Raw genomic sequence first — 21,116 nt, forward strand, 5'->3', positions numbered from 1 at the left:
CTCCCGGGTGGGGTACCGGTCGTCTCAGTACGCCGCCGTGACCCTGCGCTCGGCGCGGGCCGCGCGTGTGCCCAGGACGGTGATGGACACGACACCCACGACCGCCAGCAGCCCCAGTGAGACGGTCCCGGCCCAGCCGCCCGCGTGGAAGGCGACCGCACCCAGCGTGCTGCCCGCGCTGGACCCCACGTAGTACGCGGACTGGTACAGCGCGGATGCCTGCGCCCGGCCCTCCCGGGCCGTGTGGCTGACCGCCGACGAGGCGACCGCGTGGCCGGCGAAGAAGCCCGCGGTGATGAGCACGAGGCCCAGCAGTACCAGTACGAGGGAGTCGGAGAGGGAGACCAGCAGACCGGCGGTGGTCGTACCGCCCGCGAGGTACAGCGCACCGCGACGCCCCAGGCGCCCCACCAGCCGTCCGGCGGTGGACGCCGAGACCGTACCGACCAGGTAGACGAGGAAGATCGAGCCGATGACGCCCTGCGGGAGGGAGAAGGGGGCCTCGGTCAGGCGGTAGCCGATGACGGTGTAGACGGCGCCGAAGACGGTCATGAAGAGCGCGCCGATGGCGTACAGGCGGCGCAGCAGCGGGTTGGCGAGATGCGTGCGGACCGTGCGGGCCAGCACCGCGGGCCGCGGCGAGCCGCTCACGAAGTGCTTCGGCGCGGGCAGCAGCAGCCGGAAGGCCACCGCGCAGCCCACCGCGATCAGCCCGAGCACACCCAGCGCCACCCGCCAGCCCCACTCCTGCGCGACCCATCCGGTGACGACCCGCCCGCTCATGCCGCCGACACTGTTGCCGGCGACGAACAGACCGATCGCGGTGATGAGGGCCTTGGGCCGGACCTCCTCGGCGAGGTAGGCGGTGGCCGAGGCCGGCACCCCGGCCAGCGCGGCGCCCTGCACGGCCCGCAGCACGACCAGCGCGCCCAGCGACGGCGCGAAGGGGATCAGCAGCCCCACCGTGACCGCGACAGCCAGCGACGCCGTCATCAACGTACGCCGCCCGAACCGCTCCGACAGCGCGCTCATCGGCAGCACGAACAGCGCCAGCGCCCCGGTCGCCGCCGACACCGTCCAGCTCGCCGCGCTCGCCGTGCTCCCGAAGCCGTCCGAGATCAGCGGCAGCAGAGCCTGCGTGGAGTAGAGGAGGGCGAAGGTCGCGACACCGGCGAGGAACAGCGCCAGACTCATCCGGCGGTAGCCGGGGCCCCCGGGGGCCACACGGGAATCGACGGCGGACGCGGACGGGGACGCGGACGGGGACGCGGACGGGGCGATGGCTGATACGGCGCCCACGGTGGTGGGCGCCTCGGTACTGGCGGAAGGCATGCCTCGAAATTACGTACGACGCCACTCATCCGTCCAATGCACGGAACCCCCATAATCGTTCCCGTGATGCATCAGCAGAGGTCAGAGCCGCGTCTGTCACCGTCCGGTGACACAGAAGACATCGAACGCACCGAGCGGGCCGAAGGTATCGAGCGCGTCGAGCGCCCCCGGCGCATCGAGAACACCGACACCTTCGAGGACATCGAGGACATCGTCCTGCGCCTCGCGCCCCGCCTCGCCTACTTCGCCGGCGTCGCCCGCACCGAGCACGTCACCCGGGCCGCGCAGGAGATGCAGGTCCCGCAGTCCACCCTGTCGCGGGCGATGGTCCGGCTCGAACAGGACCTGGGTGTCGACCTGTTCGCCCGCCGGGGCCGCACGGTCTCCCTCACTCCCGCCGGGCGCACCTTCCACGCCTCCGTCGAACGCGCCCTCGCCGAGATCGAGCGCGCCGCCGACGAGGTGCGCGCCGACGCCGACCCCGCCACCGGCAAGGTCGCCTTCGGCTTCCTGCACACCATGGGCGCCGAGACCGTCCCCGGCCTCCTCCAGGCCTTCCGCACCGAACACCCCCGCGTCCGCTTCAGCCTCGTCCAGAACTACGGCGAGGCCATGCTCGAACGCCTGCGCGCCGGCGAACTCGACCTCTGTCTCACGTCCCCCGTCCCGGACGCCCCCGACCTCGTGGCCCGCCGCCTGGACGAGCAGAAACTCCGCCTCGTCGTCCCCGCCGAGCACCGCCTCGCGGCCCGCAAACGCGTCCGCCTCGCCGAGGCCGCCGACGAAACCTTCGTCACCCTCGAACCCGGCTACGGCATGCGCCGCATCACCGACGACCTCTGCAAGGAGGCCGGCTTCAAACCCCGTATCGCCTTCGAGGGCGAGGAGGCCGAGACCCTACGAGGCCTCGTGGCGGCAGGCCTGGGCGTGGCTCTGCTCCCGCCCCCGGCCGTCCCGAGACCGGGTGTCGTGGAACTGACGGTCACCGCCCCACGAGCGGCCCGGGAAATCGGCGTCGCCTGGCTCGACGGCCATCCGGACACACCCCCGGTGGCAGCCTTCAAGAAGTTCCTGCTGTCAAGGCGAGGCCGGCTCCTCCACGACTGACCTGCGCCGCCGCCTTGGCTTCAGGGGCGCGCGGAACTGCGCGACAAGCCTCCACCGACCCACAGCCGCTACACAACCTCAGCCACCCTGACGCGAGCGAGCCACCCCGAAGCCGGAGGCAAGAGGCATACGCAACCCCAACGGCGGCGGAGCCGCCAACGCGTCCTCCACCGGCCGCGAGAACGCCCGCCCGAACAACACCCCCATCACGAAGTCCGAAGCCAACGCGTGCACCTCGTCGCGGTACTGCTGCAACCCATGCCGATCCGCGTGCACCTCGAACCGGCAGATATCGGGGTTCGTCTTCTTCGCCCGCGCCGCGAACCGGAACGACAACTCGGGATCCACCCGCTCGTCGTTCGTGCCGTGCACGATCAGCACCCGCCGCCCCGACAGCTGTTTCACCGGTTCGGGCGGCGCGGCCACATCCTCCTCGGGCAGCCACGGGGCGATCGCCAATACGGAGTTGACGGCGTCGTGCCCCCCGGCGTGCAGCGCCGCCCGCGCACCCATGTGGAGCCCGACGAGACAGACCGGCACATCGCCATGGCGCCGCACCACCTCGTCCACGGCCCACTCCGCGTCCCGCGCGAGTCCTGCCTCCGTGCCGTTCCAGCCCCGGTAGCGGTAGTGCACGACATGCGTGGCCAGGCCCTCCGTACGGCCCGCTCGGGCGAGCCGGCGGCCGAGGGTGAGCACGGAGGCCGCGGCCATCATGGGGGAGGGTCTGCGGGTGGATGCCTCGTCACCGGCCGGGAGCAGCAGAACGACTCCGCCGACGGTGCCCGGCTCAGGGCCGATCGCCCGCCCAAGTCGGGGCGTACGGACCGGCATTGCTTGCTGCGCCATGACAGAACAGTGTCAGAAGTCATGGTGTACGCCACCCGTCCTGTGGGTCACCGTTGGGTATCGACGGAACCGCCCGACAGGCGCTCTACGCGCGTAGGCGTTATCGTGCGAAAATGACGAACCAGACCGACCCGACCGGTAACACCCCGGACTCGGACCAGATCCGCCGGGCGCCCAAGGTTCTGCTGCACGACCACCTCGACGGGGGCCTGCGCCCCGCCACGATCGTCGAGCTCGCCCACATCTCGGGCTACACCCCCCAACTCCCCGAGGCCGACCCCGACCGGCTCGGCGTCTGGTTCCGCGAGTCCGCCGACTCCGGTTCGCTGGAGCGGTACCTGGAGACCTTCTCCCACACAGTCGGCGTCATGCAGACCCGCGACGCGCTCCTCCGCGTCGCCGCCGAGTGCGCCGAGGACCTCGCCGCGGACGGCGTCGTCTACGCCGAGGTCCGCTACGCCCCCGAGCAGCACCTGGGCGGCGGGCTCAGCCTCGAAGAGGTCGTCGAGGCCGTCAACGAGGGCTTCCGGGAGGGCGAACGGCGAGCCAGGGCCGCAGGCAACCGCATCCGTGTCGGCGCCCTGCTCACGGCCATGCGCCACGCGGCCCGCTCCCTGGAGATCGCCGAACTCGCCAACCGCTACCGCGACCTGTCGGGCGGCGGTGTCGTCGGCTTCGACATCGCGGGCGCAGAAGCCGGCTACCCGCCCACCCGGCACCTCGACGCCTTCGAGTACCTCAAGCGCGAGAACAACCACTTCACCATCCACGCCGGCGAGGCCTTCGGCCTCCCCTCCATCTGGCAGGCCCTCCAGTGGTGCGGAGCCGACCGGCTCGGCCACGGCGTACGCATCATCGACGACATCCAGGTCCAGGACGACGGCTCGGTGAAGCTCGGCCGCCTCGCCTCCTACGTCCGCGACAAGCGCATCCCGCTGGAACTCTGCCCCAGCTCCAACCTCCAGACCGGCGCCGCCCGTTCGTACGCCGAGCACCCCATCGGGCTGCTGCGGCGGCTGCACTTCCGGGTCACCGTGAACACCGACAACCGGCTGATGTCCCACACCGATATGAGTCGCGAATTCGAGCACCTTGTCGAGGCCTTCGGCTACACGCTCGACGACATGCAGTGGTTCTCGGTCAATGCTATGAAGTCAGCATTCATTCCTTTCGATGAACGACTGGCCATGATCAATGACGTGATCAAGCCCGGCTACGCCGAGTTGAAATCCGAATGGCTGTTCCGGCAGACGGCTTCCACCAGCGGTTCTGTCGACGAACAGGCCTGAACGGCGGTGTCGGGAAGTGGTTACGCGGAAGGTGACGCGGCCGTTTTTCGATGTTTGCCTCCGGCGGGACTTTGGTGTTTACGTTTCGGCACCGCTCACCACCCGTCAAACGCATTCAAGGACGCATTCAACATGAAGCAGTCTGCTGCCAAGACCCTCGGTGTCGCCGTCGTCGGTGCCGCCCTCGCCGCTGCGGGCGCGGGCGCCGCCAACGCCGCTCCGAGCGCACCGAGCGCCCCCGAGGCCTCCCAGGCCCTGGGCACCGTCACCCAGGCGCTGCCCGTGGAGAACGTTTCGAAGGCGCTGCCGGGCGCCCTCGGCACCGTCACCCAGGGCCAGAGCGCGCTCGGTGCCGGCCTGGAGGCCGCGCAGCCCGCCGCCAACGTCCTCGCCGAGGGGCCGGCCGCCCCCGGCGCCGGACTGCTCGGCGGCCTCCCCGTCGGCAAGACCCTCCCCGCCAAGGGCCTCGGCGTGAACGGCCTGCCGCTCGGCGGTGGCGTCGGCGCCTGAACCGGACGGCTCCGCCCGTACGGACCTGGATGGGGCGCACCCCTGCGGAGGGGTGCGCCCCATCGGCGTACGCGACGACCGGTCGTACGGCCGGTACCACGGCCGATCGTGCCGTCGAACGTGCCGTCGGTCGTGCCGTCGGTCGTGCCGTCGGTCCGGGCGCGTGTCACCAAGCCGTGCGGGCCTTGTCCTCCGAGGGGAACAGGATCCAAAGGGCTATGTAGAGCAGGAACTGCGGGCCCGGCAGCAGACACGACACCAGGAAGATCACGCGCATCGTGGTCGCGGAGGTGCCGAAGCGCCGCGCCAGCGCTGCGCACACTCCGCCGATCATCCGGCCTTCGCTGGGGCGGGCAAGGCGGCTCATGGGGACTCCTTCGTCGGCGTGGGGCGGGGCCTTCCCTTGGCCGCCGCGCTCATTTCCACACCTTCGACGCTACGGTGACGAAGCGGACGAAGCGTCCCTCTATGGAGCCATCCCGACCCTGGGAATCGTCGGGGTCCGACCCTGAGACAGTTCCTCGGGGCGCAGACCCGCCGCCCGCACCCGGGTCTCCGCCCTGCGCCGCAGCACCGACCTGACCAACGGCACGACCGCGAGATGCGCGAGGCCCACGCCGACCGTGTTCAGCAGGATCGAGTCGATGTCGACCACCTGACCGGGCACCCCGGTCTGCAACAGCTCGATGGCCAGCGACAGCAGCGCCCCGGCCGCGACCGAACGGGCCAGCGAGGCCAGCGGCGACCCGGCCAGCCTGCCGTGCACCATCGGCAGCAGTACGCCCAGCGGCGCCAGCAGCGCGAGCCCCGCACCGATCCGGTGAGCCGCCTCCGGCCACCCCAGGGCCAGATCCGCTCTGATCCCCGCGAACGGCCGCAGATTCGCGGGACTCATCCAGGTGACATCCAATGGACGCAGCGTGATCCAGGCAACGACCGCGAGATGTACGGCGAGGAGGACACCCCCCGCCGCACGGACACGGATCCCGGCGCTACCGCCGTTCGTACCTTGACGCTGCACGCCCCCCAAGACGCGAGCCCCGACACAATCGGTTCCGCTCTCCCTTTTTTGGGCGCGGTTCGCCTCCGGGGCGCTTGTGCCGGTGTCGAGACGGCGATCGTGCTCGACCCTTCGGGCCTCCGCGCGTTCGCCGTCTCGACACCGGCGCGCCCCTTCGGCTCACTCGCCTGCTCTTCCGGGGTTGCCCAGGCAATGGGGCGCCGGATCGGGTGGTGCTCCTGCTTCAGGAGCCCTCGACCTCTGTCGACGGGGGTGTGCTCGTGCCGGGGGAGGACTGGACGTCCGGGGTGCACTCGTAGCGGCGCAGGGTGGCGGCGCTCGTGCCGCCCAGGACCACCGAGCCGTTGTCGCCGGCGGCCGCCGAGTCGGCGAAGGTGCAGACGATCTGGGCGAGGGCGTACTTGGGGAGGGCGTCGGGGGCCGTGGACAGGCGGAGGGCGTCCTCGGGGTCGCCGGGGCGGGGCCCGGTCACCGTCAGGCCGGACGGTACCGCGGTGTCGTAGCCGGCCTCGTCCTCGACGTCGGACGGGTTCCCGGCCAGGGCGTCCAGGAGGCCCTGTGCCACCACGACGCGCCGCCGCGGCTCCTCGGTGCCCTCGGCCACCTCCACCGAGCGGTTCACCCGCACAAGCGCTCCTGAGCAGAGCAGGAACACCTCGACGGGAACGCCGGACGGGGTGGCCTGGGTCGCGATGTCCGACACCGACAACTCGCAGGGGACCATCGAGGGCGCGGGACCGAAGTCCGTCGGCACCTGCGTGGCCCGGATGCCGCAGCCGGCGAGCAGCCCGGCCAGCACCCCGGTCGCCGCCAGGACCCGTACACCCCGCCCGCCCGGCAGTGCTCGCTCGCCCCGCGGCGCGCGGCCGTCCCGTGTTCGTATGTCTCGTCGTATCGTCACTGGCCGTCCCCCTCGGTGCCCTGCGGGCCGTCGGTGTCCTCGTCGTCGGCCCGCTCCTCCTCGATCAGTGAGGCGGCGTCGCGGGGCAGGCGGAGGGTGAACACCGCACCGCCCTTCGGGGCGTTGGCGGCGCTGATCCGACCGCCGTGGATGTGGGCGTTCTCCAGGGCGATGGACAGGCCGAGGCCGCTGCCCTCGGAGCGCGGGCGGGAGGCGCTCGCCTTGTAGAAGCGGTCGAAGACATGCGGGAGGACGTCCTCGGGGATACCCGGGCCGTGGTCCTGGACCTCGATCAGCAGGTCCTCGCCCTCCTCGCGCACCGACACCCGCACCGGCGAACCGCCGTGCTTGAGCGCGTTGCCGATCAGGTTGGCCATGATCACGTCCAGGCGGCGCGGGTCGAGGTTGGCCATGAGGCCGCGCTCGGCGTCCAGGTCCACCGCGTCCAGCCACGCGCGGGCGTCGATGCAGGCGGTGATCTGGTCGGCGATGTCCACGTTGTCGAGCACCAGTCGGGCCGTGCCCGCGTCGAAGCGGGTGACCTCCATCAGGTTCTCGACCAGGTTGTTGAGGCGGCGCGTCTCGCTGACGACGAGCCGAACGGCCGGTTCGATCATGGGGTCGAGGCTGCCCGTGTCGGCGTCCAGCTCCTCCTCCAGCACCTCCGTGACGGCGGTGATCGCCGTCAGCGGCGTACGGAGCTCATGGGACATGTCGGCGACGAAGCGGCGGGACGCCTCCTCGCGGGCGCTCATGTCGTCGACCTTCTTCTCCAGGGACTCCGCCGCCAAATTGAACGTCCGGGAGAGATCGGCCAGTTCGTCCGTGCCGGAGACGCGCAGCCGGGTGTCGAGCTTGCCCTCGCCCAGGCGCCGGGCCGCCACCCCGAGGCGCTGCACCGGCTTCAGCACGGTCGTCGCGGCGGCCTGCGCGAGCAGCGCCGAGCCGATCAGCGCGAGACCCGTCGCGATACCGAGCGACCAGGCGAGCGAGTTGAGGTCCTTCGCCTCCGGCTCCAGCGACTTGCGCATGTAGCCCGTCGGGCCGCCGCCGATCATCTTCGCGCCGCCCACCAGGTAGGGGGTGTCGCCGTCGATGATCCGCTGCCAGTACAGGTGGTACGCGTGCTGGTTGCCGGAGGTGAGCTTCTGCCGCTTGTTGACGGCCTTCTGGAGGGACTCGGGCACGTCCTCCAGGGCGAAGCCGTTCAGCGAGCTGTCGGTCGACGCGCCGTACAGCGTGCCGCCGTCGGCGTCCTCGGCGATGAGCAGCACGCTGAAGCGCTGGCCGCCGTCGGCCATCTGCCGGGCCGTGACGCGCAGTTGGTCCTGCGTCGGGTTCGGGCGCAGGGTGCTCGCGTGGCTCTGCATCTCCCGCTCGAAGTCGTCGAGCGCCGCGTCCTGCGCGCGCGTCAGAACGGCCTCGCGGTTGAGCCAGTACGCGATCCCGGACGCCGACACGGCGGCGGTGAGCGCCACCAGCCCGAAGACGACGACCAGACGCAGCCGCAGACTGGTGAAACGGATCCGGGACTGCACTTTCCTACGAGCCGCGGACCAGCCGCGGATCCCCCCTCGAGCCTTCGTCACAGTGTCCGACCGCTACCTTCTCCGCTGCCTTCTCCGTCGCCTTCGCCGCCCGCGTGTGCCTCGCTCACGAAGGGACGTCCAGCCGGTACCCCACGCCGCGCACGGTACGGATCAGGGTCGGCGACGACGGTACGTCCTCGACCTTGGCGCGCAGCCGCTGCACGCACGCGTCCACCAGCCGGGAGTCGCCGAGGTAGTCGTGCTCCCAGACCAGACGCAGCAGCTGTTGCCGGGACAGGGCCTGGCCGGGGCGCCGGCTCAGCTCCAGGAGCAGCCGCAGCTCGGTGGGCGTCAGCTGGAGGTCCTCGCCGTTCTTCGTCACGGTCATCGCCGCACGGTCGATCACCAGACTGCCGTAGGTCGCCGCGTCGTTGGCCTCGCGCTCGCCGCGCCGCAGGACCGCGCGGATACGGGCGTCCAGCACGCGCCCCTGTACGGGCTTGACCACATAGTCGTCGGCCCCGGACTCCAGGCCCACGACGACGTCGATGTCGTCGCTGCGCGCGGTCAGCAGGATGATCGGCAGCTGGTCGGTGCGCCGGATGCGCCGGCACACCTCGAAGCCGTCGATGCCAGGCAGCATCACATCCAAAACGATCAAATCCGGCCGCTGTTCGCGCAGCAGCTTGAGACCATCCTCGCCGGTGGCGGCGGTGGCGACACGGTGCCCCTGGCGCGTCAGTGAGAGCTCCAGGGCCGTGCGGATGGCGTCGTCGTCCTCGATCAGCAACAGGGAAGGCACGGGCTCATTCTGGCCCATGGCATGGCGCCGAATCGACCGTTGGAGCGCTCCCACCCATCACCCGCACAGGATCGTGCCGATCGCGTAGCCGTACGACTCTTCTCTGTGATCAACCTGTGCCCCGACTGGGCCCGTCCCCTGTGACAGGTCTGTGACAGTCGGCGGACACGGCCATGAAGGTGAACGGGCAATCTTCTCGGCACAGGCAAGAACCGGAACTCCACGACGGGGGGCGCGAGATGAACACGCTGCACGGCAACAGCACTGGCGCAGTTGTCACGCGTCTCCATGACGTCATCCGGAGCACGGAGAAGTCCGGTGCCGATGGGGGTCCCTCCCGCGCGAGCGCAGCCGAGCGTGGGGGAGGGCGGGGGTGCGCTCGCGGCACCGGGCGTCAGCACACCACGTACATGTCGGTGGTTGACGCACATGTGGGGGGAAGCAACACGGGGGTCGCCCACGGGGGATCGGGGGCAACGGGGACCGCGTACGGGGAGGGCACGGGGGAACGCCGGTCTGTGTCGGAGGCGGAGTTCACCGCCTACGTCCAGGAGCGTCGTGCCTCCCTGTACGCAACCGCCTACCACCTGACCGGTGACCGCTTCGAGGCCGAGGACCTGCTGCAGAGCGCGCTGTTCTCGACCTACCGGGCCTGGGAGCGGATCAGTGACAAGGCCGCGGTCGGGGGCTACCTCCGCCGCACCATGACCAACCTGCACATCAGCGCGTGGCGCCGCCGCAAGCTGAACGAGTACCCGACCGAGGAGCTGCCGGAGACGGCCGGCGACACGGACGCGATGCGCGGCACCGAGCTGCGCGCCGTCCTGTGGCAGGCGCTCGCCCGGCTCCCCGAACTCCAGCGGACGATGCTGGTCCTGCGTTACTACGAGGGCCGCACCGACCCGGAGATCGCGGAGATCCTCGACATCAGTGTCGGCACGGTGAAGTCCAGCATCTGGCGGTCGCTCCGCCGGCTGCGCGAGGACGAGGTCCTCAGCTTCGGCCGTGACGAGGAGGAGTCCTTCGGGGAGCTTGTCGCCTGAAGGTCTGTGGGGGGAGTAGGTAAGCGGGGGGAACACGGGGGAGCGGAAAGGTCGCGGTGGCGCTGGGGAGCGCCGTCGCGGCACCGGGGGAAAACTGTCGGGGGCCACGGGGGACCGCGACGGGGGAACACGGGGGAAGCGGGACTGGAGGGCCGGGGGGTCCGTCCAGTCCCGCTTTTGTCTGTGCCCGGACTCGTACGGTTGCGTCGGTACGGTTGCCTCCGCACGCGTACGGCGTTCTTTACGCCGTCGCCTTCGCGCAGTGGCCCGCGGCGGCTGCCGCCAGGCGGCCAAGGGCCTCGTCCTTGTCGCACGGGTGGGCGCCCAACTCCGTCTGACGGGCCACGATCGAGCGTTCCAGGCGCATCAGCCGCCAGCCGCGCCGCAGCAGGAAGGGCACCGACTTGCGGGCCTCCTTCAGATCGCGCAGGAAGCGGCGGCGGAACGTCCTGACCGGGCCGCGGGTCAGGCACAGCGCGTCGGCGAGGACCCCGAGTTCACGGCAGCGCCCGACGATCTCGGCGGCGAAGATGCCCTCCGCGACGAACACCGGGGTCCGCTCGATGGACAGGGCCTCCGCGCCGGTGCGGGCGCTGAGGGAGATGTCGTACGTCGGCACGGTCGTACGGCCCGTACGGCACAGCTCCTCGATCGAGGCGACGGCGGTGTCCGCGTCCCACGACAGCGGATGGTCCCAGTCGATGTCCGTGCTGCCCTCCACCTGCGGCAGCGTCGGATCGAGGCCCTCCTTGTAGAAGTCGTCGAGCCGCAGCACGGGCAGGCCGGAGCGGGCGGCGAGGAGGGATTTGCCTGAGCCGGAGGGACCGGACAGCAGGACGACCCGGGTCGGTATCGGGGGATGCGAACTCACGAGAGTCCAGTGTGAGGCATCGCGCCGCTCTCGCCGAGTCGGCGGGTCGCCCTTGGAGCGCACATCACACCTCAACTACCGTATGTGTCTCCATGATTACTTTCCGCAGCAGGATTGAGCAGGAGAAGGTGGCACCGCTGATGGCTCGACCCACGGCTCCCCAGAACTCCACCGCCCGGCGCGCGTTGCTGGCCGTCACCACCGCGGGGGTCGCACTCGGCACGGGCGCCGGTACCGCCGCGGCGGGGGACGGCGCCGCCCCGGTCGTCGACGTGACGCGCACCCGGCCCACGTCGTTGGGCAAGGTCGACCCGCAGGCCGGCCTGCAGACCGTGACCGGCACAGTCGGGTACGTCACCGGGCCGGTCGCGGGCCTCAAGCCCAACCCGCTCGCGGGCACCGGGGTCGATCCTCTCGACAACGGGGTGGGCACACAGTTCGCCGACTTCAAGCCGCTGAAGTCGACGGCTCTGACGGGGCCGGTGGCGCAGGCGCCGTCGATCGGGAGCATTCCGGTGGCGGGGCCGGTGGTGGGCGGACTGAAGGGGTGAGGGCGCCCCGGGTGGGGGCGCTCCTCGGCTCGTCAGTACGACGAGCCCGACGCGCCCAGTGAACCCGTCGGGTGCCACACCGTCTTCGTCTCCAGGAACGCCGTCATGCGGTCGGTGCCGGGCATCGCCGACCAGTCGTCCACAGGCTGTGGACGCAGGACGCGCTTGAGGTTGTCGGCCGCGGCGATCTCCAGTTCCTTCGCCAGGACGTCGTCCGCGCCGGCCAGGTCGATCGCGTTGACGTCCTGGTGGGCGGCGAGGGGGGCCGCGATCTCCGCCGTACGGCCGGAGAGGACGTTGACGACACCGCCGGGCACGTCGGAGGTGGCGAGGACCTCGCCGAGGGAGAGGGCCGGGAGGGGGGACCGCTCGCTCGCGATCACGACCGCCGTGTTGCCCGTGGCGATCACCGGGGCGAGGACCGAGACCAGGCCCAGGAAGGAGGACTCCTGGGGGGCCAGGACCGCGACCACGCCCGTCGGCTCGGGGGAGGAGATGTTGAAGTACGGGCCCGCGACCGGGTTTGGGCCGCCGACCACCTGGGCGATCTTGTCGGTCCAGCCCGCGTACCAGACCCAGCGGTCGATCGTCGCCTCCACCTGGGCGGCGGCCTTCGACTTCGACAGGCCCTCGGCGTCGGCGACCTCGTGCACGAACTGGCTCTTGCGGCCCTCCAGCATCTCCGCGACCCGGTAGAGGATCTGGCCCCGGTTGTACGCCGTCGCGCCGGACCAGCCGCCGAACGCCTTGCGGGCGGCGACGACCGCGTCACGGGCGTCCTTGCGGGAGGAGAGCGGCGCGTTCGCCAGCCACTTGTCCTTGCCCGCCGCGCCGGCGGCTGATGTCCTCGTCGTCACCTCGTACACCCGGCCGCTCTCGGAACGCGGGAACTTCCCGCCGACGTACAGCTTGTAGGTCTTGAAGACACTCAGACGCTGCTGCTCGGACTTGTCAGACATCGAGGTACGCCTCCAGGCCGTGGCGGCCGCCCTCGCGGCCGAAGCCCGACTCCTTGTACCCGCCGAACGGCGAGGCCGGGTCGAACTTGTTGAACGTGTTGGACCAGACGACACCCGCGCGCAGCTTGTTCGCCACGGCCAGGATCCGGGAACCCTTCTCGGTCCAGATGCCCGCCGAGAGGCCGTACGGGGTGTTGTTGGCCTTGGCGACGGCCTCGTCCGGGGTGCGGAAGGTCAGGACCGACAGGACCGGGCCGAAGATCTCGTCGCGGGCGACGGTGTGCGCCTGGGTGACGTTCGTGAAGAGCGTGGGGGCGAACCAGTAGCCGGCGGAGGGCAGTTCGCAGGCGGGGGACCAGCGCTCGGCGCCCTCCGACTCGCCCCGCTCGACGAGCGAGGTGATGCGCGTGAGCTGCTCCTCGGAGTTGATCGCGCCGATGTCCGTGTTCTTGTCGAGGGGGTCGCCGAGGCGGAGGGTGGAGAGCCGCCGCTTCAGTGAGTCCAGCAGCTCGTCCTGGACCGACTCCTGGACCAGGAGGCGGGAGCCCGCGCAGCAGACCTGGCCCTGGTTGAAGAAGATGCCGTTCACGATGCCCTCGACGGCCTGGTCGATCGGGGCGTCGTCGAAGACGATGTTCGCGCCCTTGCCGCCCAGTTCGAGGGTGAGCTTCTTGCGGCTGCCCGCGACCGTCTTCGCGATCTCCTTTCCGACGGCCGTGGAGCCCGTGAAGGCGACCTTGTTGACGTCCGGGTGCGCGACCAGGGCCGCGCCCGTGTCCCCGTAGCCGGGGAGGATGTTGACGACGCCCTTCGGGAGGCCCGCCTGGCGGCAGATGTCCGCGAAGAAGAGGGCGGAGAGGGGGGTCGTCTCGGCGGGCTTGAGCACGACCGTGTTGCCGGTCGCCAGCGCCGGGGCGATCTTCCAGGCCAGCATCAGGAGGGGGAAGTTCCAGGGGATGACCTGGCCGGCCACACCGAGGGGCCTGGGGTTCGCGCCGAAGCCCGCGTGGTCGAGCTTGTCGGCCCAGCCCGCGTAGTAGAAGAAGTGCGCGGCGACCAGGGGGAGGTCGGCGTCGCGGGTCTCCTTGATGGGCTTGCCGTTGTCGAGGGTTTCGAGGACGGCCAGCTCGCGGGAGCGCTCCTGGACGATGCGGGCGATGCGGAACAGGTACTTCGCGCGCTCCGCGCCGGGCAGCGCCGACCACTTCTCGAAGGCCTTGCGGGCGGCCAGCACCGCGCGGTCGACGTCGGCCTCGCCCGCCTGGGCGATCTCCGAGAGGACCTCTTCGGAGGCGGGGCTCACGGTCTTGAAGACCCTGCCGTCGGCCGCCTCGGTGAACTCGCCGTCGATGAACAGGCCGTACGAGGGCGCGATGTCGACGATCGCGCGGGACTCGGGGGCCGGGGCGTATTCGAATGCGGATGCCATGGGGATCAGTCCACCGTCACGTAGTCGGGGCCGGAGTAGCGGCCGGTGGCCAGCTTCTGGCGCTGCATCAGCAGGTCGTTGAGGAGCGAGGACGCGCCGAAGCGGAACCAGTGGTTGTCCAGCCAGTCCTCGCCGACGGTCTCGTTGACCACCACCAGGAACTTGATCGCGTCCTTGGTGGTACGGATGCCGCCGGCGGGCTTCACGCCGATCTGGACGCCGGTCTGGGCACGGAAGTCGCGGACGGCTTCCAGCATGAGGAGGGTGTTGGCGGGGGTGGCGTTCACCGCGACCTTGCCGGTCGAGGTCTTGATGAAGTCCGCGCCCGCCAGCATGCCGAGCCAGCTGGCGCGGCGGATGTTGTCGTACGTCGAGAGCTCGCCCGTCTCGAAGATGACCTTGAGGCGGGCGGCCGTTCCGCAGGCCTCCTTCACGGCGACGATCTCGTCGTGGACCTTGAGATAGTCGCCCGCGAGGAACGCGCCCCGGTCGATGACCATGTCGATCTCGTCGGCGCCGGCCGCGACGGCCTCGCGGACGTCGGCCAGCTTCACAGCGAGGGGCGCGCGGCCGGCCGGGAAGGCGGTGGCGACCGAGGCGACCTTGACCGGGGACCCGGCCACGGCCGCCTTGGCGGTGGCCACCATGTCGGGGTAGACGCAGACCGCGGCCGTGGCCGGGGCCGTCCGGTCGGTCGGGTCGGGGCGGACCGCCTTGGCGCCGAGCGCCCGGACCTTGCCCGGGGTGTCCGCGCCTTCCAGCGTCGTCAGGTCGACCATGGAGATGGCCAGGTCGATGGCGTACGCCTTGGCGGTCGTCTTGATGGAACGAGTGCCGAGGGAGGCGGCACGCGCCTCCAGGCCGACCGCGTCTACGCCGGGCAGCCCGTGGAGGAAGCGGCGCAGCGTGCTGTCGGACGCGGTGACGTCGGCGAGAGCGTGGGGTGCAGCTGTGGACATGGTCACCAGACGAGCATATCTACGCGCGTAGCGGGTGTACAGCCCTGGCGGGTTTATGGGATGGGCTCGTGGAAGGGGGTGGGGGACGGGTCCCGTTTCCCGGTGTCGTGCAGAATCGGAAACATGACCACCCCGGATCGACCGTCGTCGCCCGCCCAGCAGCCGTCGTCTGGGAAGCCCTCGGAGGCCTCTCAGGCATCAGTGCCCTCGGAGAGCCCCAAAGCAGTCAAGCCCGTGTACAAGGACCGGGTCTACCGGTCGCCCTTCGGGCTGGTGGGCGGGGTGCTGCTGCTCGGCGTCCTGGGGTGGCTCGGCGGGGACGCGGTGGTCTCGGGGGAGGGGCGTACGCCCTGGCTGGCGTTGGCCTCGTTGTTGCTCGCCGTGCCGTTGGTGGTCGCCTTCTCGGTGCGGCCCGCCGTCTTCGCCAATGACGACCGGCTGCGGGTGCGGAACCCGTTCCGGGTGATCGACCTGCCCTGGGCCGCCGTCGTCTCGTTGCGGTCGGGGTTCTCCAACGAGGTGATCGACGAGGCCGGCGCCAAGTACCAGCTCTGGGCCGTTCCCGTCTCGCTGCGCGCTCGCAAGAAGGCCGCCCGACGGCAGGCCCGGCAGGCTCATGCCGTGGCCAAGGGGGACAGCAGCGGCCGTACCTCCTTGGTCGACGCGTCCCCCGTGCGCGCCGAGACCGATCAGGTCATGGCCGATCTGCGGGAGCTGCGCGAGGCGCGGGCCAAGGCGACCGGCTCGCAGGGGGAGCCGAGTGTGCGGTGGGCCTGGGAGGTCATGGGGCCGGCGGCCGCGGGGGCCGTACTGCTGGCGGTACTGATCGCGCTGGGCTGAGGCGGGCGCCGTCCTGTGAGGGCAGCCGCCGCTTGAGAACTTTCCTGGGTGCAGGCCGTACGGTCGTACGAACGACAACCACCGTGGCGGTCCGAGTGTCTAGGTAGTGATGAGCACGAACTTGCAGTCTCCGGGGCGGCCGTTGCGGCGACTGCCCGAATCCGCCGTGCCCGAGGGCTGTCCCGCCTGGAGCGGGGAGCAGGTGGGGGTGTGGACGCGGGCGCAGCCTCCGCGGTGGGTGCCGGTGCGGACGCGGTTCCTGCATCTCCTCGCCGTGGCCATGGTCGGACTGATAGGCGGCTTCTGGCTGGTGAACTCCAGGGACGTACCGCCCGCCCTCGCCGCGCTGCTCCCGCTGCAGCTGGTGTGGACCCTGGCGCGGCCCGAGATCGTGCGGTTCTCGGCGCCCCTGCTGACCCTCCTGCTGGCTGTGTTCGGCGAGACGCACGACCCGGCGATCGTGGTGGGCTTCCTCGCCGTCAACACCACCTGGGCGGTGGTCGAGTTCCGGCTGAGCGCGGGGCGGATGCAGCGGCGGTGGGCCGTGAGCGCCACCGGGGGTGTGACCGCCCTGCTCCCGGAGGGGGTCGGGCCGCTGCGGCGCGGACGGTTCCTCATCGGGCTGGGGATCGCGCTGGCCGCCGTCGGAGCGGTCTTCGTCTTCCTCGTGTCGGGCTGGGAGACCGCCGCCGACCGCCGTGAGGCCTCGCTGATGGGCTGGTTCCTGGTCGGCTGGGGGTTCACCACGCTGCTCTCCGGTTGGTTCGCGCGACGCCGCGCGGCCGCCCTGCGCCGCGCCCCCGTCCCCGTGCTCCGGGTCCTCGTGCGCGAAGCCGTCAACTGCGATCTGGAGGTCTTCGCCGCCGACGACGTGGCCGCGCTGCGCCCGCTGTTCACCGTCGCCGCCGACGAGAGCTACGACGACGATGACGACGACGAGGACAGCGAGGAGGCGCGTCGGCTCAGCTCGGAGGAGATGGACGCGCTCCTCGACTCGATCGAGAACGACGAGGGCGACGACGAACAGCCCGGTCCGCTGCGCGAGGCCGTGCTGTACGGGGCGCCGTACGAGGGCGCCGAGATCGTGATCGTCAGCGCGCCCGAGGACGCCGAGGACGCCGAGGACGCCGAGAGCGCTGAGGGCGCCGAGGGCGCCGAGGGCGCCGAGGGCGAGGGCAGCGCGGACGAGGAACTCGTCGTGGAGTCCTCGTCCGATCCCGTGCGGGTGCTGTCCGAGCGGGCCGTACGGCGTCGGGTCGCGGCGGAGAAGACGCGGGTCGCGCGGGTCGCCGCCTTCGCGGACCGGCGCGAGGCCGCCGCCCTCCTGACCGCGAAGAGCCTGGGTTCGGGGGCCGTACGGCGTTGGCGGGCCGGCTGGCTGGACTGGGCTATCTGTCTGCTCGGCATGCTGTGGGCGGCCGTGCTGATCCTGACCGAGGACACCGGCGGGTGGAGGTACGTCCCGGGCGCCTTCGTCGGGCTCGTCGGTGTGGTCGTGCTGCCCGGCATGGCCGCGTGGCGGGTCACCGCCGACCGGGACGGCCTCTGGTTCAACGGCACACTCCGGGCCCGGCACATCGAGTGGGACCACATCATGACCGTCAAGTGCGAGGGCGGCATGCTGAAGGTGGACAGCCGCCGGGCCCGGTTCGGCGGGGCGTGGATGACACACGCGCCCAGGTGGGCCCGGCTGGAGCGGCGCTTCGGGCTGATCCACCCGTACGAGCGGGCGGCCGCCGAGATCACCGCCATGTGGAACGACCCGGCGCTGCGCCCCACCGAGGTGATCGGTGAGCGGGAACGGGGCCGGGCGCTGTGGCCGCTGGGTGTGGTGCTGGGGCTGCTGTGGGTGGCGGCGCTGGTGTTCGTGCCCTAGCGGGGGTCCAGGGATGCCGAAAAAGCCCCGGTCGGTGGTCGGGGCTTTCCGGTGCGCTGGGGTGGGCTCTTCGGCCCGGACGGGGTCAGATACCCGCCGCCGCCGACAGGTCCCGCTTGATCCTCGTCAGCAGGTCCGTCGCCTTGGCGCGGGCCGCCGGGAGGTCGGCGTGGGTGGGGACCGGGACCACGACCTCCAGGTAGCACTTGAGCTTGGGCTCCGTGCCGCTGGGGCGGACGATGACGCGGGCGCCGTCGAGCGTGTAGCGCAGGCCGTCGGTGGGCGGCAGCCTGTCCGTGCCCCGGGTGAGGTCCTCGGCCCTGGTGACGGCGAGGCCGGCGAGGGCGGTCGGGGGCTGCTCGCGGAGCCGCTCCATGGCGCGGGCGATGACCGAGAGGTCCTCGACGCGGACCGAGAGCTGGTCGGTGGCGTGCAGACCGTGTTCGACGGCGATGTCGTCGAGGAGGTCGAGGAGAGTGCGGCCCGAGGCGGAGCCGCCGCCGGACCTGGCCTCCTTGAGCTCGGACGCCAGCTCGGTGATGAGGAGGGCCGCCGTGATGCCGTCCTTGTCGCGTACGCCCTCGGGGTCGACGCAGTAGCCGAGGGCCTCCTCGTAGCCGTAGCGCAGGTCCTCGACGCGGGCGATCCACTTGAAGCCGGTGAGGGTCTCCTCGTAGGGGAGGCCGGCCTTCTCGGCGATCCGGCCGAGGAGGGACGACGAGACGATCGACTCGGCGAAGGTGCCGCGGACGCCCCGTGCGACGAGGTGGGTCGCGAGGAGCGCGCCGACCTCGTCGCCGCGCAGCATCCGCCAGTCCGCGCCGTCCTTGACGGCCACCGCGCAGCGGTCGGCGTCCGGGTCGTTCGCGACGATCAGGTCGGGGTCGCTCTCGCGGGCCTTCGCGAAGGCGAGGTCCATCGCGCCGGACTCTTCCGGGTTCGGGAAGGCGACGGTCGGGAAGTCCGGGTCCGGCTCGGCCTGTTCGGCGACGAGCACCGGCTCCGGGAAGCCCGCACGGGCGAACGCGGCGACGAGGGTGTCCTTGCCGACGCCGTGCATGGCTGTGTAGACCGTGCGGGCGGTCCGGGCGGAACCGGGCGCGAGGACCGCGTCCGTACGGGTCAGATAGGCGTCCAGGACGGAGTCGTCCAGGGTGTCCCAGCCGCTGTCCGGGCGGGGGACGTCGGCGAGGGCGCGTACGGCGTCGATCTCCGCGGCGATCTCGGCGTCGGCCGGGGGGACGATCTGTGAACCGTCGCCGAGGTAGACCTTGTAGCCGTTGTCGCGGGGCGGGTTGTGGCTGGCGGTGACCTCGACTCCGGCGACCGCGCCCAGGTGCCTTATGGCGAAGGCCAGGACGGGCGTGGGGAGGGGGCGGGGGAGGACGGCCGCGCGGAAGCCGGCGCCGGTCATCACGGCGGCGGTGTCGCGGGCGAAGTCGGCGGACTTGTGGCGGGCGTCGTAGCCGATGACGACGAGGCCGCCGCGCTGGTTCCGCTGGGCGAGGTATGCGGCCAGACCTGCCGCCGCGCGGATGACCACCGAGCGGTTCATGCGCATCGGGCCCGCGCCGAGTTCGCCGCGTAGGCCGGCGGTGCCGAACTGGAGGGTGCCGGAGAAGCGGGCGGTCAGTTCCGCCGTGTCTGCCGTGTCCGTCGTGTCGATCAGCTTGGCGAGTTCGTCACGGGTTTCCGGGTCGGGGTCCTCGGCCAGCCACGCCTTGGCGCGGGCGATCAGGTCGTCGTGCACGGGGGGTCAACCTCTCGTTCCTTGTTCGTGCGGGTGCGTGGGGTGCGGAGTCGGGGTTTCGCCCCCGCCGCCCCTACCCGTCCCATCCTCCAGGGGCTGTGCCCCTTCTACCCCCTTGCGCGGCGGAGCTCGGGGGTTCGCGTGCGTTGGCGGGTGCGGGGTCGTTGGGGTTGCTCGCGCAGTTCCCCGCGCCCCTTGAAAGCGGGGGGCGCGCCCCGCCTCCTTGGCTACAGGCGGTCCAGGACCCGGGTCAGGAGTTCGCCCATGCGGGTCGCCGAGTCGCGGCCCGCCTGGAGGACTTCCTCGTGGTTGAGGGGCTCGCCCGTCATCCCCGCGGCGAGGTTGGTGACCAGGGAGATGCCGAGGACCTCCGCGCCCGCCTCGCGGGCGGCGATGGCTTCCAGGACGGTGGACATGCCGACCAGGTCCGCGCCGATGATGCGGGCCATGCGGACCTCGGCCGGGGTCTCGTAGTGCGGACCGGTGAACTGGGCGTAGACGCCCTCCTCGAGGGTGGCGTCGATCTCCTTGCACAGGGCGCGCAGGCGGGGGGAGTAGAGGTCGGTGAGGTCGACGAAGTTGGCGCCGACGATCGGTGACGTGGCCGTCAGGTTCAGGTGGTCGCTGATCAGGACCGGCTGGCCGGGGCGCATGCCCTCGCGGAGGCCGCCGCAGCCGTTGGTGAGGACGATCGTCTTGACGCCGGCGGCGACGGCGGTGCGGACACCGTGCGCGACGGCGGCGACGCCGCGGCCCTCGTAGTAGTGGGTGCGGCCCAGGAAGACGAGCGCGCGCTTGTCACCGATCCGGTACGAGCGGATCTTGCCGCCGTGGCCCTCGACCGCCGGAGGCGGGAAGCCGGGCAGCTCGGTGACCTGGAACTCGGCCTCGGGGGCGCCGAGGGCATCCACGGCCGGGGCCCACCCGGAGCCCATCACAAGAGCGACGTCGTGGGTCTCGGCGCCCGTGAGCTCGCGCAGGCGCGCGGCGGCGGCGTCGGCGGCGGCGTACGGGTCGCCCTGGATGTCGTCCGGAAGAAGAGATGCGTTCACGCGATGAGGGTATCCGGTCTGAGCCTACGCGCGTAGATGAGGAGACCCACGGCAACGGGATCGTTGTCTTGTCGTTTCCGGTCGGCAGGGCCCGGCGACCGGCGGCCGAGGCGGGACGATCAGCCCTCGGGGATGAGGACGTCCTTGTCGTTGAAGACCTCGACGATGAAGATCAGCAGGCGGCCCCGGCTGACCGTGTACTCGACCAGGATGCTCTGCGTGAGCCGGATCGTGCGGTCGTCACCGGTGGAGCCTATGGGGCGCGACAGCGAGAGGAACGGGTCGCGGGCCAGCAGCGCCATGCCCTTGTCGAACGCGACGCGCTGCTCGTCGTCCAGCCGGTCGCGCGCCGCGGCGGCCTGCACCGTGTAGTAGACGTCGTACGTGGGCGTGGGGGGCATGCGTTCTCCCGTGGGTACGTCGGTCTCCGAGTCTAGGCGCGTGCG

Annotated in this window: 21 protein-coding genes; 7 read left to right on the forward strand and 14 right to left on the reverse strand. The window is 71.4% G+C overall.

Features of this window, described 5'->3' with window-relative positions:
* Positions 1-24: 24 nt before the first annotated feature.
* Positions 25-1,332, reverse strand: a complete 1,308-nt coding sequence (locus I8N67_RS08305; protein ID WP_200301944.1) for an MFS transporter — start codon at positions 1,330-1,332, stop codon at positions 25-27.
* Positions 1,333-1,395: 63 nt separating this feature from the next.
* On the opposite strand from I8N67_RS08305, the gene I8N67_RS08310 reads away from it, so the two are divergent.
* Positions 1,396-2,439, forward strand: a complete 1,044-nt coding sequence (locus tag I8N67_RS08310; RefSeq protein ID WP_372443666.1) for a LysR family transcriptional regulator — start codon at positions 1,396-1,398, stop codon at positions 2,437-2,439.
* 78 nt (positions 2,440-2,517) lie between these two features.
* On the opposite strand, the gene I8N67_RS08315 is transcribed toward I8N67_RS08310, so the two are convergent.
* On the reverse strand, positions 2,518-3,288 hold the full coding sequence (locus I8N67_RS08315; RefSeq protein ID WP_200301945.1) for a prolyl oligopeptidase family serine peptidase: 771 nt from the start codon (positions 3,286-3,288) through the stop codon (positions 2,518-2,520).
* A gap of 113 nt (positions 3,289-3,401) precedes the next feature.
* On the opposite strand from I8N67_RS08315, the gene I8N67_RS08320 reads away from it, so the two are divergent.
* The gene (locus I8N67_RS08320; RefSeq protein WP_200301946.1) at positions 3,402-4,577 is read left to right on the forward strand and encodes an adenosine deaminase; all 1,176 of its coding nucleotides are present in this window, start codon (positions 3,402-3,404) and stop codon (positions 4,575-4,577) included.
* A gap of 132 nt (positions 4,578-4,709) precedes the next feature.
* Positions 4,710-5,087, forward strand: coding sequence for an ATP-binding protein (locus I8N67_RS08325; protein ID WP_200301947.1), 378 nt, complete (start codon positions 4,710-4,712; stop codon positions 5,085-5,087).
* A gap of 166 nt (positions 5,088-5,253) precedes the next feature.
* Here I8N67_RS08325 and I8N67_RS08330 read toward each other — a convergent pair whose 3' ends face one another.
* The 5 genes from I8N67_RS08330 to afsQ1 all read right to left on the reverse strand — a co-directional run bounded on the left by I8N67_RS08330 (position 5,254) and on the right by afsQ1 (position 9,340).
* Positions 5,254-5,454 carry a PspC domain-containing protein gene (locus tag I8N67_RS08330; protein ID WP_200301948.1) on the reverse strand — a complete coding sequence of 67 codons (201 nt, stop codon included), beginning with the start codon at positions 5,452-5,454 and terminating at the stop codon, positions 5,254-5,256.
* Between the two features lie 99 nt (positions 5,455-5,553).
* Positions 5,554-6,108 carry a VanZ family protein gene (locus I8N67_RS08335; RefSeq protein WP_200301949.1) on the reverse strand — a complete coding sequence of 185 codons (555 nt, stop codon included), beginning with the start codon at positions 6,106-6,108 and terminating at the stop codon, positions 5,554-5,556.
* A 223-nt stretch (positions 6,109-6,331) separates the two neighbouring features.
* The gene (locus I8N67_RS08340) at positions 6,332-6,949 is read right to left on the reverse strand and encodes a hypothetical protein (protein WP_200301994.1); all 618 of its coding nucleotides are present in this window, start codon (positions 6,947-6,949) and stop codon (positions 6,332-6,334) included.
* Between the two features lie 56 nt (positions 6,950-7,005).
* Entirely contained in the window at positions 7,006-8,547 is a 1,542-nt protein-coding gene (locus I8N67_RS08345) for an ATP-binding protein (protein WP_372443667.1), read from the reverse strand.
* 115 nt (positions 8,548-8,662) lie between these two features.
* Complete coding sequence (gene afsQ1 / locus I8N67_RS08350; RefSeq protein WP_200301951.1) at positions 8,663-9,340, reverse strand: two-component system response regulator AfsQ1; 678 nt, start codon at positions 9,338-9,340, stop codon at positions 8,663-8,665.
* Between the two features lie 239 nt (positions 9,341-9,579).
* On the opposite strand from afsQ1, the gene I8N67_RS08355 reads away from it, so the two are divergent.
* Positions 9,580-10,383, forward strand: coding sequence for a SigE family RNA polymerase sigma factor (locus I8N67_RS08355; RefSeq protein ID WP_200301952.1), 804 nt, complete (start codon positions 9,580-9,582; stop codon positions 10,381-10,383).
* Positions 10,384-10,624: 241 nt separating this feature from the next.
* Here the strand turns inward: I8N67_RS08355 and I8N67_RS08360 are convergent, their stop codons facing one another.
* Complete coding sequence (locus I8N67_RS08360) at positions 10,625-11,254, reverse strand: uridine kinase family protein (protein ID WP_200301953.1); 630 nt, start codon at positions 11,252-11,254, stop codon at positions 10,625-10,627.
* Between the two features lie 140 nt (positions 11,255-11,394).
* Between I8N67_RS08360 and I8N67_RS08365 the strand changes: the two genes are divergently transcribed.
* Complete coding sequence (locus I8N67_RS08365) at positions 11,395-11,805, forward strand: hypothetical protein (RefSeq protein WP_200301954.1); 411 nt, start codon at positions 11,395-11,397, stop codon at positions 11,803-11,805.
* Positions 11,806-11,837: 32 nt separating this feature from the next.
* Here I8N67_RS08365 and I8N67_RS08370 read toward each other — a convergent pair whose 3' ends face one another.
* Genes I8N67_RS08370 through deoC form a run of 3 tightly spaced genes read right to left on the reverse strand, consistent with a single transcriptional unit; the run spans position 11,838 to position 15,152 of the window.
* Positions 11,838-12,764, reverse strand: coding sequence for an aldehyde dehydrogenase family protein (locus I8N67_RS08370; RefSeq protein ID WP_200301955.1), 927 nt, complete (start codon positions 12,762-12,764; stop codon positions 11,838-11,840).
* Complete coding sequence (locus I8N67_RS08375) at positions 12,757-14,193, reverse strand: aldehyde dehydrogenase family protein (protein WP_200301956.1); 1,437 nt, start codon at positions 14,191-14,193, stop codon at positions 12,757-12,759. The genes I8N67_RS08370 and I8N67_RS08375 overlap by 8 nt, the downstream gene beginning before the upstream one ends.
* A gap of 5 nt (positions 14,194-14,198) precedes the next feature.
* A complete protein-coding gene (deoC, locus tag I8N67_RS08380) occupies positions 14,199-15,152 on the reverse strand; it encodes a deoxyribose-phosphate aldolase (RefSeq protein WP_200301995.1) in 954 nt (317 codons plus the stop codon).
* Between the two features lie 123 nt (positions 15,153-15,275).
* On the opposite strand from deoC, the gene I8N67_RS08385 reads away from it, so the two are divergent.
* Both I8N67_RS08385 and I8N67_RS08390 read left to right on the forward strand, forming a co-directional pair.
* Positions 15,276-15,992: a PH domain-containing protein gene (locus I8N67_RS08385; RefSeq protein ID WP_200301957.1), complete on the forward strand. Its 717-nt coding sequence runs from the start codon at positions 15,276-15,278 to the stop codon at positions 15,990-15,992.
* Between the two features lie 109 nt (positions 15,993-16,101).
* Entirely contained in the window at positions 16,102-17,868 is a 1,767-nt protein-coding gene (locus tag I8N67_RS08390) for a hypothetical protein (protein ID WP_200301958.1), read from the forward strand.
* A gap of 85 nt (positions 17,869-17,953) precedes the next feature.
* Here the strand turns inward: I8N67_RS08390 and I8N67_RS08395 are convergent, their stop codons facing one another.
* The 3 genes from I8N67_RS08395 to I8N67_RS08405 form a co-directional block, all read right to left on the reverse strand.
* Positions 17,954-19,618, reverse strand: a complete 1,665-nt coding sequence (locus tag I8N67_RS08395) for a phospho-sugar mutase (RefSeq protein WP_200301959.1) — start codon at positions 19,616-19,618, stop codon at positions 17,954-17,956.
* A 227-nt stretch (positions 19,619-19,845) separates the two neighbouring features.
* Complete coding sequence (locus tag I8N67_RS08400; RefSeq protein WP_200301960.1) at positions 19,846-20,670, reverse strand: purine-nucleoside phosphorylase; 825 nt, start codon at positions 20,668-20,670, stop codon at positions 19,846-19,848.
* A 119-nt stretch (positions 20,671-20,789) separates the two neighbouring features.
* The gene (locus I8N67_RS08405; RefSeq protein ID WP_200301961.1) at positions 20,790-21,071 is read right to left on the reverse strand and encodes a type II toxin-antitoxin system RelE family toxin; all 282 of its coding nucleotides are present in this window, start codon (positions 21,069-21,071) and stop codon (positions 20,790-20,792) included.
* Positions 21,072-21,116 lie beyond the last annotated feature (45 nt).

The organism is Streptomyces adelaidensis, assembly GCF_016598475.1.
Classification (GTDB): Bacteria; Actinomycetota; Actinomycetes; order Streptomycetales; family Streptomycetaceae; genus Streptomyces; species Streptomyces adelaidensis.